The sequence below is a fragment of the Streptomyces sp. SID5910 genome, assembly GCF_009862125.1.
In the GTDB taxonomy this organism is placed as follows: domain Bacteria; phylum Actinomycetota; class Actinomycetes; order Streptomycetales; family Streptomycetaceae; genus Streptomyces.
This window is the reverse complement of record NZ_WWHX01000403.1, coordinates 1-6240: the sequence shown is the minus strand read 5'-3', so window position 1 is coordinate 6240 and position 6240 is coordinate 1. Positions and strand designations below refer to the sequence as shown.

The window sequence follows — 6240 nt, the reverse complement described above, 5'->3', positions numbered from 1 at the left end:
GTCTACCCGCCCGCCCAGGACGGCGGCCGGCGCGTCCGCCTCGACAGCGCCTTCATCGGCCTGGCCTACACACTCGTCGACATCGCCGAGTTCCTGCGCCGCGCCGGCATGGAGGACGTGGAGGCCTCGGACGTCGAGGCCGCGGAGTGGATCGAGTGGCGCGGCGGCGGGCCGCGCGACTGGGCACCGTGAGCGTCAGGCGGGCTGCGGGGTGAACGGGTACATGGCGTCACCGCCCGGCTGGACGACGCCGTAGCTGCTCTCGGGCACCTTGTTCCAGACACCCGGCAGATCACCGAGGGGCTCCGACACGATCAGCCGGGTCCCGTCGGAGGCGTCCCGCAGGAACGGCAGGTCGGGGTGGAGCGCCCGCAGACTCTCCACGGCCGAGCTGTAGTAGAGCGACCGCGACTCCTGCCGGCTGGAGTAGCGGAAGGCCCACACCCGTCGTCCCTCGGTCACGGCGACCGTCATCTGGAGCGGGTACTCCACGTCGTGCTCGTGCCCGATCTCCTCCACCAGCCCGGCCATCCGCGCCACCGCCGCCGGCGGATCGTCCTCCAGGCCGAGCGTGAGCGCCAGGTAGAACATCAGCTCCGAGTCCGTCGACCCCTCCATGTCGGGGAAGAGCCGCGGGTCGACGGCCAGGGCGAGGTCCCGGCGCAGCCGGTCGAACTCGGCGATCGCGCCGTTGTGCATCCACATCCAGGAGCCGTGCCGGAACGGATGGCAGTTGGTCTGCTGCACCGGGCTCCCGGTGGACGCCCGGATGTGCGCGAAGAACAGCGACGACCGTACGTGGCCGGCGATCTCCCGCAGATTGCGGTTGCTCCACGCCGGGCCGATCTCCCGGACGATCGCGGGCGTCGTCATCTCCGGGCCGAACCAGCCCACGCCGAACCCGTCCCCGTTGGTCGTCTCGACACCCATCCGGGCATGCAGGCTCTGGTCGATCAGCGAGTGCTCGGGCTTGTAGAGGATCGTCTCCAGCAGCACCGGCGTTCCCGAGTAGGCGAGCCATCGGCACATCGTCTGCCGCCTCCCTGGTCTTGGGGCACGTGCCGCGCGGGGCGCCGCACGTCAGTCGACCGGCCAGGTGTGGACCGGGGCGTTGAGATGCATGTAGTCCATGTACTGCCGGGTCATCCGCCGCAGGGCCTCGTGCCGGCCCACGTGGGTGGAGTCGTCGATGTGATGGAACGTCTCCTTCTGCCAGACCGCGCCGTTGCGGCCCGTGACGCACCGCTGCTCGATGATGCCGAGCAGCGGCTCCCGCCAGGCCGCGTCCATGCCGGACAGCTCCAGCCCCCGGTGCGCCAGCGGCAGCAGACGGCGCAGCACGAGTTCGGGCACGGGCACCTCGCCCATGCCGGGCCAGTACAGCAGCGCCTCGATGCCGTGGCGGGCCGCGGTGTGCAGATTGTCCTCGGCCACCGAGAACGACATCCGCGACCACACCGGCCGCTCCTCCTCCACCAGGGCGCGGGTGAGCCCGTAGTAGAAGGCGCCGTTGGCGAGGGTGTCGGCGACCGTCGGCCCGGCGGGCAGCACCCGGTTCTCCACCCGGACGTGCGGCTTGTCGTTGGCCACGGCGTACACCGGGCGGTTCCAGCGGTAGATGGTGCCGTTGTGCAGGGTGAGTTCGCCCAGTTCCGGGATGTCACCGCGGTCCAGGGTCTCCGTCGGGTTCTGCTCCTCGCACAGGGGCAGCAGCGCGGGGAAGTAGCGCAGGTTCTCCTCGAACAGGTCGAAGACGCTGTTGATCCACCGTTCGCCGAACCACACCCGCGGCCGCACGCCCTGTGCCTTGATCTCCTGCGGGCGGGTGTCGGTCGCCTGCTCGAACAGCGGGATGCGGCTCTCGTGCCACAGCTCCTTGCCGAGCAGGAACGGCGAGTTCGCCGCGAGCGCGACCTGCACCCCGGCGATCGCCTGCGCGGCGTTCCAGTAGGCGGCGAACTCCTCGGGGGACACCTGGAGGTGGAACTGGGTGCTGGTGCACGCGGCCTCCGGAGTGATCGTGTCCGCGTAGGTCCGCAGCCGGTCGACGCCGTCCACCTCGATGTGCAGGTCCTCGCCCCGGGCCGCGAACACCTGGTCGTTGAGCATCCGGTAGCGCGGATTCTCCGACAGCGCGCCCTCGCCGACGTCCGACTGCCGCAGCGTGGGCAGGATGCCGATCATGATCAGATGCGCGCCGACGGACGTCGCCCGGTCCTCCGCGTGATTGAGGGCGCGGCGGATCTCGGTCTCCCAGGAGTCGGGGCCGCCCGCCGTCAGCCGGCGGGGCGGAATGTTGATCTCCAGGTTGAACCGGCCCAGCTCGGTGGACCAGGCGGGGTCGGCGATGGCCTCCAGCGCGTCGCTGTTGCGCATCGCCGGCTCACCCTCGTCGTCGACCAGGTTGAGCTCGATCTCCAGGCCCACCTGGGGCCGCTCGGTCTCGAACCGCGACTCGCGCAGCATCTGCGCGAAGGCCTCCAGGCACTCCTGCATCTTGATCCGGTACCGGCGGCGGTCCTCGCGGGTGAAGACCAGCGCCGGGACGTCCCGTCCCATCGGCCCTCCCGGTTCCCGTCCTCGGACGCCTCTCCACCCCAGCGTCGCACCGCCGGGCGGCCCGCACCACCCACGCGGAGCGGCGGGCCGGGGCGGCGAGGAGAGGGCGGAAAAGGGACGGCGCCCGCCGCGACGAGCGCGGCGGGCGCCGTGTCCGGCTGGCTCACGCCCGGCCGGTACGGGCTCAGAGCTTGCCCGAGTCCCGGACCGTGATGGTCGCGGAGGTGCGGCCCGACGGGGAGGAGCCGTAGCCCTCGATCTTGTCCACCACGTCCGAGCCCTCGACGACCTTGCCGAAGACGACGTGCTTGCCGTCCAGCCAGGGGGTGGCGACGGTGGTGACGAAGAACTGCGAGCCGTTGGTGTTCGGACCCGCGTTCGCCATCGAGAGCAGGTACGGGCCGGTGTGCTTCAGCTGGAAGTTCTCGTCGGCGAACTTCTCGCCGTAGATGCTCTTGCCGCCGGTGCCGTTGCCCTCGGTGAAGTCACCGCCCTGAAGCATGAACTGCGGGATGACCCGGTGGAACGGGGAGCCCTTGTAGCCGAAGCCGTGCTCGCCGGTCGCGAGCTCGATGAAGTTCTTGGCGGTCTTGGGGGTGACGTCCTCGAAGAGCTCGAAGACGATCCGGCCCGCGTCCTTGCCGTCGATGTCGATGTCGAAGAAAACCTGGGAATTGCTCATCCCACCATTGTGACGGGTGAGGTCCGCGGACCGTTAACCGGCTGTCCCCTCAACGGGTGGCGAGCAGCAGCAGCGTGTCGATCACCCGGTTGGAGAAGCCCCACTCGTTGTCGTACCAGGCGACCACCTTGACGTGGCGTCCGTCGACGCGGGTGAGCTCCGCGTCGAAGATCGACGAGGCCGGGTTGCCGGTGATGTCCGACGACACCAGCGGGTCCTCCGAGTACTCGAGGACACCGGCCAGCGGGCCCTCGGCCGCGGCGCGGTAGGCCGCCAGCACGTCCTCGCGCGTCACCTCGCGGGAGACGGTGGTGTTCAGCTCGACGATCGAGCCGACCGGCACCGGCACGCGGATCGAGTCGCCCGACAGCTTGCCGTCGAGGTTCGGCAGCACCAGGCCGATCGCCTTGGCGGCGCCCGTGGTGGTCGGCACGATGTTCACGGCGGCGGCCCGGGCGCGGCGCGCGTCGCGGTGCGGACCGTCCTGGAGGTTCTGCTCCTGCGTGTAGGCGTGCACCGTCGTCATGAAGCCGTGCTCGATGCCGGCGAGCTCGTCCAGCACCGCGGCCAGCGGCGCGAGCGCGTTGGTCGTGCAGGAGGCGTTGGAGACGACGGTGTGCAGGTCCGCGTCGTAGGCGTCGGTGTTGACCCCGTAGGCGAGCGTCACGTCCGCGCCGTCCGACGGGGCGCTGACCAGCACCTTGCGGGCGCCCGCGTCGAGGTGGGCGCGGGCGGCCTTGGCCGAGGTGAAGCGGCCGGTCGCCTCCAGCACGATGTCGACGCCCAGCTCGGCCCAGGGCAGCCGCGCCGGCTCGCGCTCGGCGAGCACCTTGATGCGGCGGCCGTCGACGACCAGGGTGTCCCCGTCCGCGGTCACCGGGCGGCCGAGCCGGCCGGACGTGGTGTCGAAGGCGAGCAGCCGCGCCAGCGTGGCGGGCTCCGTGAGGTCGTTGACGGCGACGACCTCCAGGCCGTCGCCGCGCTCCAGCAGGGCGCGCAGCACATTGCGTCCGATGCGGCCGAATCCGTTGATGGCGATGCGAGTCATGAGTGGTGTCCCTTCGTCTCGCCACCCAGGTTGGCGCGCGGCGCACATCCGGGACAGCGGCGCGATCGCCACGGTTCGAAAGGATCCCGCCAGGCGGGCGGGCGAGCGGGCGAGGGGGTCACTCGCCCTGGGCGAAGGTCCGCCGGTACTGGGTGGGCGTGGTGCCGAGGATGCGCTGGAAGTGCAGCCGCAGATTCGTGGCGGTGCCGAGACCGACGTCGTCGGCGATCTGCTCGACGCCGCGCTGGGAGCGTTCCAGCAGCTCACGCGCCCTGTCGACGCGGGCCCGCATGACCCACTGCATCGGCGTGTACCCGGTGTCCTCGACGAACCGCCGCGACAGGGTGCGCGGCGACACCGCCGCGTGCCGGGCGAGCGACTCCAGGGTGAGGGGCTCGCCCAGCCGGTGCAGCGCCCACTCCCGGGTGGCGGCGAACCGCTCGCCCAGCGGCTCGGGCACGCTGCGCGGCACGTACTGCGCCTGGCCGCCGCTGCGGTAGGGCGCCGCCACCAGGCGCCGGGCCGCGTGGTTCGACGCGGCCACGCCGAGGTCGCCGCGCAGGACGTGCAGGCACAGGTCGATGCCGGAGGCGGCGCCCGCCGACGTGAGCACCCGGCCCTCGTCGACGAACAGCACGTTCTCGTCGACCCGGACCAGGGGGTGCTTGGCCGCCAGCGCCCGCGTGTAGTGCCAGTGCGTGGTGGCCCGCCGGCCGTCCAGCAGGCCGGTGGCGGCGAGCGCGAAGGCGCCCGTCGAGATGGCCGCGAGCCGGGCGCCCCGGTCGTGGGCGGCGACCAGCGCGTCCACGACGGCCGGCGGGGGATCCTCCCGGTCCGGGAACCGGTAGCCCGGCAGGAAGACGAGGTCGGCCCACGCGAGGGCGTCCAGGCCGTGGGCGACGTGGTACGACAGCCCGTCGCCGCCGGTCACGAGACCGGGCGCGGCGCCGCACACCCGCACCTCGTACGGCATGCTCGCGCGGGTCGTGAACACCTGCGCGGGAATGCCGACGTCGAGCGGCTTGGCACCCTCCAGCACGAGAACGGCGACACGACGCAGACGGGGGACGGACACGGGGACAGGGTATGCGGGGCGCGGTCCCGGTCCGGCGGGACCCCGCGGGTCACGGCCCTGGCAGGCGAGGCGCTTCCCGGCGCGCCCCCTGGCAGGCCCGCGGGCTGGGCGGCCCCGGCTGGCGGGGGTCTACGGCTCGGCGTGCACCTGGCAGCCCGGAGGGCTGGGCGTCTCGGGGTACGGGACCCACAGGGCGCGGCCCGGCTGGCGCGGGCGCCTACGGCTCGGCGTGCACCTGGCAGGCCCGCAGGCTGGGCGTCCGGGGGCTCAGGTCCCCGGGGTTGCGACCTCGGCTGGCGAGGGTCAACGGCCGGCGTGCACCTGGCCGGCCCGGGGCAGGGTGGTCTCGGGGCGCGGGCCCACAGGGCGCGACCCCGGTCGGCGAGGGGCTACGGCCCCGCGTGCACCTGGCAGGCCCACAGGCTTGGTGTCTGTGGGTACTGGTCCCGCAGGGCGCGTACCGCCGTGTGCAGGGCGTCGGCTGTGCGGGAGACGTCCAGGGTGCCGCCGCCCGTGTGCAGAGCCTCGTACACGCTCCGCGCGACCTCGGCGGCGATGGCGTCCACGACGTGCCACAGGGAGCCCACGACGTGCGGGAAGCCCGCCATCTGGAGGGCGCTGACGATGTGCACGGCCTCGTCGGAGAGTTCCGGGCTGCTGCGCAGGGTGTCGCAGGCGGAGAGGTACGCCAGCCGGGCCGACGGCAGCCGGAGCCGGGCGAGGTCGCGGACGGTCAGCGGAGGCTCGGTGGCGTCGTGCAGTAGCAGCCGGCTCTCGGATGGGCGCCGCAGATCGCTGAGGGCGTGGCAGGCGAAGTGCGCGTGGGCGTGGCGGGGCAGGGCGGAGACGACAGCGGAGCGCGTCGCGGCGGTGTCC

At 72.6% G+C, this 6240-nt stretch carries 7 protein-coding genes; 1 reads left to right on the top strand and 6 read right to left on the bottom strand.

What is annotated here, in order from left to right:
- Window positions 1-192 (top strand): hypothetical protein (locus GTW67_RS14500; protein ID WP_161165231.1); only part of this gene is annotated, 192 nt, incomplete at its 5' end.
- A 3-nt stretch (window positions 193-195) separates the two neighbouring features.
- Here the strand turns inward: GTW67_RS14500 and GTW67_RS14495 are convergent.
- The 6 genes from GTW67_RS14495 to GTW67_RS14470 all read right to left on the bottom strand — a co-directional run.
- Entirely contained in the window at window positions 196-1029 is an 834-nt protein-coding gene (locus GTW67_RS14495) for a class II glutamine amidotransferase (protein ID WP_161165230.1), read from the bottom strand.
- A gap of 51 nt (window positions 1030-1080) precedes the next feature.
- Entirely contained in the window at window positions 1081-2559 is a 1479-nt protein-coding gene (locus GTW67_RS14490) for a glutamate-cysteine ligase family protein (protein ID WP_161165229.1), read from the bottom strand.
- Window positions 2560-2743: 184 nt separating this feature from the next.
- Entirely contained in the window at window positions 2744-3241 is a 498-nt protein-coding gene (locus GTW67_RS14485; RefSeq protein ID WP_161165228.1) for a peptidylprolyl isomerase, read from the bottom strand.
- 49 nt (window positions 3242-3290) lie between these two features.
- Window positions 3291-4289 (bottom strand): type I glyceraldehyde-3-phosphate dehydrogenase, encoded by a 999-nt coding sequence (gap, locus tag GTW67_RS14480; RefSeq protein WP_161165227.1) that lies wholly within the window; start codon window positions 4287-4289, stop codon window positions 3291-3293.
- A gap of 118 nt (window positions 4290-4407) precedes the next feature.
- Window positions 4408-5364, bottom strand: coding sequence for a helix-turn-helix domain-containing protein (locus tag GTW67_RS14475; RefSeq protein WP_161165226.1), 957 nt, complete (start codon window positions 5362-5364; stop codon window positions 4408-4410).
- A 389-nt stretch (window positions 5365-5753) separates the two neighbouring features.
- Window positions 5754-6240: CHAT domain-containing protein (locus tag GTW67_RS14470; protein ID WP_161165225.1), on the bottom strand; the 487-nt coding region annotated here is incomplete at its 5' end.

Excerpts from the sequence above, each read along its gene's own strand:
- GTW67_RS14485 (WP_161165228.1), bottom strand. The coding sequence starts at position 3,241 with ATGAGCAATTCCCAGGTTTTCTTCGACATCGACATCGACGGCAAGGAC.
- GTW67_RS14495 (WP_161165230.1), bottom strand. The coding sequence starts at position 1,029 with ATGTGCCGATGGCTCGCCTACTCGGGAACGCCGGTGCTGCTGGAGACG.
- GTW67_RS14490 (WP_161165229.1), bottom strand. The coding sequence starts at position 2,559 with ATGGGACGGGACGTCCCGGCGCTGGTCTTCACCCGCGAGGACCGCCGC.
- gap (WP_161165227.1), bottom strand. The coding sequence starts at position 4,289 with ATGACTCGCATCGCCATCAACGGATTCGGCCGCATCGGACGCAATGTG.